Below are 4,347 nucleotides of genomic sequence, written 5' to 3' on the forward strand. Positions count from 1 at the left end.
CAGTTAGGTTTAGTGAACAAAGCCTGATCCAAATAGCATAATTTTGGCCATAGACGGATGAAAGGCTTGGTTTCTTGCACCAACCTAAGTTAAATAAACCCGATTGTCGGGAAGAGCTTCCGATCCTTCATCGGAACTCGTACCAAAAAGCGGGACCTAACCTGCCAAAAGCCCAGAACCGCTCATTTCCAATAATTATAAAATGTTTTTTCTTTTTAGGAAATGAAGGGTTAGTATTTCATAGGTGCTGTAGCCCCGCCATTCGCTAATTCCGATGAAGAATCGGAACCGCTGCTGTCGGGTTTAGTGAACAGCGGTTTGTTTTCCAAGCACAGGCCTAAGTTAAATAAACCCGATTGCCCGGAAGCGCTTCCGAGCCTTAATCGGAACTTGTAACAAAAAACGGGACCTAACCTGTATAATCTTTAGACATTTTTGTATTTTATCGTCACCCTGAATTTATTTCAGGGTCTTAATGGGCAGAAAGATGCTGAAATAAATTCAGCATGACGATCGCGACTCTAGCCAGCCATCTGCTTTACTCAACATCGCATGCTGGACTAGGATAAAATAACACCTCGTTTACCTTGCATTACCGCTAGTAATTTTTAATTTTAAAATCTCATAGCGTTGCAATGGACAAAAAAATAGCATTACTTAAAGATAAGATTAACCAGGCAAACCTTGGCGGTGGACAGACCCGAATCGATAGTCAGCATAAAAAAGGTAAACTTACCGCCCGCGAGCGCATTCATTTTTTAATGGATGAAGGGAGCTTTGAAGAAATTGGCATGATGGTTATGCACCGAAGTACTGACTTTGGAATGGAACGCGAAAAATATCTTGGTGATGGTGTAGTAACGGGCTATGGAACAATTAATGGCAGGTTAACTTATGTATTCTCTCAGGATTTCACCGTGTTTGGAGGTTCACTCTCCGAAACCCATGCAGAGAAAATTTGCAAGCTTATGGATATGGCCATGAAAAATGGTGCACCACTGATCGGTTTAAATGATAGTGGCGGTGCCCGTATTCAGGAAGGAGTTGTTTCTTTGGGCGGCTATGCCGATATCTTTTATAAAAACGTACAGGCTTCGGGCGTAATTCCGCAGCTATCGGCCATTATGGGACCATGTGCAGGTGGAGCTGTTTATTCGCCAGCCATTACCGATTTTATTTTAATGGTAGAAAATACTTCTTATATGTTTGTTACAGGCCCAAATGTGGTTAAAACGGTAACACACGAAGAAGTAACCTCAGAAGAATTAGGAGGTGCCAGCACACATGCTACAAAATCGGGCGTTACCCATTTTGCCTGTGCCAACGAAATTGAGGCTATTAACCATGTAAAGAAACTACTGCGCTATATGCCGCAAAACTGCGAGGAAACAGCCGATCATTTACCTTACGACACAGCTGATGAAAGCCGACCAGAATTAAACACTTTTATGCCAGAAAATGCTTCGCAACCTTACGATATACGTGAAGTGATTTCTGCCGTGGCCGATACGGACAGCTTTTTAGAAGTACATGCAGCTTATGCTGAAAATATTGTGGTAGGCTTTGCCCGCCTTGCAGGGAGAAGTATTGGTATTGTAGCCAATCAGCCCGCTTATTTGGCAGGCGTTTTAGATAGCAATTCTTCTACCAAGGCAGCACGTTTTGTCCGCTTTTGCGATTGCTTTAATATTCCATTATTGGTATTTGAAGATGTTCCAGGATTTTTGCCAGGTACAGATCAGGAGTGGAATGGCATTATCACCAATGGGGCAAAATTATTATACGCTTTTAGCGAGGCTACTGTACCACGCATTACTGTAATTACCAGAAAGGCTTATGGTGGCGCTTATGATGTGATGAACAGCAAACATATTGGTGCAGATATGAACTACGCATGGCCAAGTGCAGAAATTGCTGTAATGGGTGCTAAAGGTGCTGCAGAAATTATTTTTAAAAGAGAAATTACTTCAGCAGAAAACCCTGAAGAGAAATGGTTAGAGAAAGAAAAATTATATTCAGATATCTTCGCAAATCCTTATCGCGCGGCCGAACGCGGCTTTGTTGATGAGGTGATTGAACCAGCCCAAACCCGTACAAAGTTGATAAAAGCCTTTAAGATGTTGGAAAATAAGGTGGTGAATAATCCAAGAAAGAAACATGGAAATATACCTTTGTAGAAAATAATCTCAGCCATTGGTCCATAGTAAGGTTTGTATCAATCCAGACTATTGAGACTCATGACTGAGGACTTCCGACTTAATACTAAATGCAGATTACTCAGAAATTATCACGCGCCGATATCCTCCTCATGGCTTTTTGCACAGGCCTGATTGTTGCAAATATTTACTACTGCCAACCTTTGGTAATCTTAATTGCAAAAGATTTTAACCTCACCGAAACCGATGCCGGACGGATTACCTACCTCACACAGATCGGTTATGCTTTAGGTCTTTTCCTTTTAGTGCCGCTGGGTGATATGTTTGAGCGCAAAAAACAGATCCTTGTAATTACCGGACTTGCAATCTTCGCCTTACTGGTTGCCGCGGTTTCACATACCTTTTTTGTACTGGAAGTTGCCTCAATTTTAATTGGTACCTGCTCTATTGTACCCCAGTTGATATTGCCCTTAGCGGCTAATTTAAGCACCGATGAAAATCGCGGGGCCAATATTGGAATGATTATGAGTGGTTTGCTGGTCGGAATTTTAGCTTCGCGGGCGGTAAGTGGCAGTATTGGCTTTTGGCTAGGTTGGAGAGCCGTTTATTATATTGCGGCCGGAATTTGTGGCCTGCTTATTCTTTTAATGGCCAAGCGTTTTCCACAAAGTTATCCTGCCTTTAAAGGCACCTACAAAGAACTCATGCGTTCGATGTTCAGTTACATTAAAACCCAACCTGCCTTAAGGGAGACTTCGATTATTAACTTTCTGGCTTTCGCCATTATTAGCGCATTTTGGACTACAATGGTATTGTTTCTGGCTAACCCACCCTTTAATTTCCAAACCCTGCAGATTGGGTTATTTGGAATTGCTGGCGCAGCAGGCGCATTGGCAGCGCCATTGGTTGGAAAGTTAAGTGATGGTAACAATCCGCGCAAAAACTTAATGATTGGTTTTATATTACAAATCGTTAGTATCGCCTTGTTTTATTTTACTGGCAGCCATTTGTACCTATTTGTAATTGGCATTGTGCTTATAGACATCGGTCAGCAAGCTATACATGTAACCAACCAGACCCGAATTTACACCTTAATACCAGAGGCCAGAAACAGACTGAACACCATTTTTATGTCGGTTAGTTTTATTGGTGCCAGCTGTGGCTCAGCTTTGGGTTTGTGGCTGTGGGACCAAGGCGGATGGGCATTATTCTGTTATGGAATGACGGGAATAATTGTCCTTAATATCTTAATTTATCAGTTCTATGGAAGAAAAAACAAATAACTAATCAATAAAAATTTCATGAAATCTAAAAACGCGATCAAAACATTTTCGGCCTTACTTATTTTCCTGGCCATTTTTGGTAAGGCAAAAGCTCAAGACAGCACAAAAGTAGAACAGCCAACCGAAGTAAAATCATTAAATAAAATCAGGTTGACCATATTGGGACTTGGCTACGAAAGGGAGCAAAAAGTGGGTAAAACAACTTCAGTTTATTTTGGTGCGGGGGCGCAAGGCGTTTTTATTTATCGAACTGAGATCTCCATTGATAACAATTATAATTTTAGCTTTAACACAGACACAGATTTCAAAGTTTACCCGGCTCTTAATGCAGGATTTAGGCACTATTACAATTTTAACAGAAGGATTAAAAAAGGTAAAAGAACCTTAAATAACAGTGCTGGTTATGTCGGGCTTGATGTATTAGCCATTATCCCAACACAAAGTGATACCGTATATGGTTATCAGATTAATATTATGCCGCAATGGGGATTTCAAACTGCTGTTCGTAGAAAAGTTAACTTCGAGTTGGCTTTAGGCCCTTTAGCTGCAATTAACAAAACCGATACTTATTACGGAATTGGCGGAAAAATCGGCTTTAGCTTTTTATTATAACTATGGTTCAAATTGAGCAAATATTCCCTTCTCTAACCTGGCGGATCAGGCATGAGGCCATGTATCCAGAATTACCTTTTGATAGCGTAAAGCTTCCGGATGATTTTGAAGGCATCCATTTTGGATTATACCTCGATCATAAGTTAACAGGAGTAGTTTCTTTGTTTCATGATGGGGATGTTTACCAATTCCGTAAACTTGCCGTTCTGCCCGATACTCAAAAAGCAGGTTATGGCTCACAACTAATGGCCTATATCCTTGATTTTTGTAAAATTCAAAAAGCGACAAAACTATGG

4 protein-coding genes are annotated in these 4,347 nt (G+C 40.9%); all 4 read left to right on the top strand.

The features are described from left to right. Window positions 1–635: 635 nt before the first annotated feature. A complete protein-coding gene (locus AC1DPQ_RS19310) occupies window positions 636–2,177 on the top strand; it encodes an acyl-CoA carboxylase subunit beta (protein WP_477583940.1) in 1,542 nt (513 codons plus the stop codon). A gap of 89 nt (window positions 2,178–2,266) precedes the next feature. Next, on the top strand, window positions 2,267–3,439 hold the full coding sequence (locus AC1DPQ_RS19315; protein ID WP_251030049.1) for an MFS transporter: 1,173 nt from the start codon (window positions 2,267–2,269) through the stop codon (window positions 3,437–3,439). Between the two features lie 18 nt (window positions 3,440–3,457). Then, entirely contained in the window at window positions 3,458–4,051 is a 594-nt protein-coding gene (locus tag AC1DPQ_RS19320) for a hypothetical protein (RefSeq protein WP_477583939.1), read from the top strand. 2 nt (window positions 4,052–4,053) lie between these two features. Continuing rightward, a partial coding sequence (locus AC1DPQ_RS19325; RefSeq protein ID WP_477610573.1) for a GNAT family N-acetyltransferase occupies window positions 4,054–4,347 on the top strand: 294 nt, incomplete at its 3' end.

It is taken from the genome of Pedobacter sp. 01T416_2 (assembly GCF_056398925.1).

Bases quoted from the DNA above. Each gene is read 5' to 3' on its own strand.
- AC1DPQ_RS19310 (WP_477583940.1), top strand. From the start codon at position 636: ATGGACAAAAAAATAGCATTACTTAAAGATAAGATTAACCAGGCAAAC.
- AC1DPQ_RS19315 (WP_251030049.1), top strand. From the start codon at position 2,267: ATGCAGATTACTCAGAAATTATCACGCGCCGATATCCTCCTCATGGCT.
- AC1DPQ_RS19320 (WP_477583939.1), top strand. From the start codon at position 3,458: ATGAAATCTAAAAACGCGATCAAAACATTTTCGGCCTTACTTATTTTC.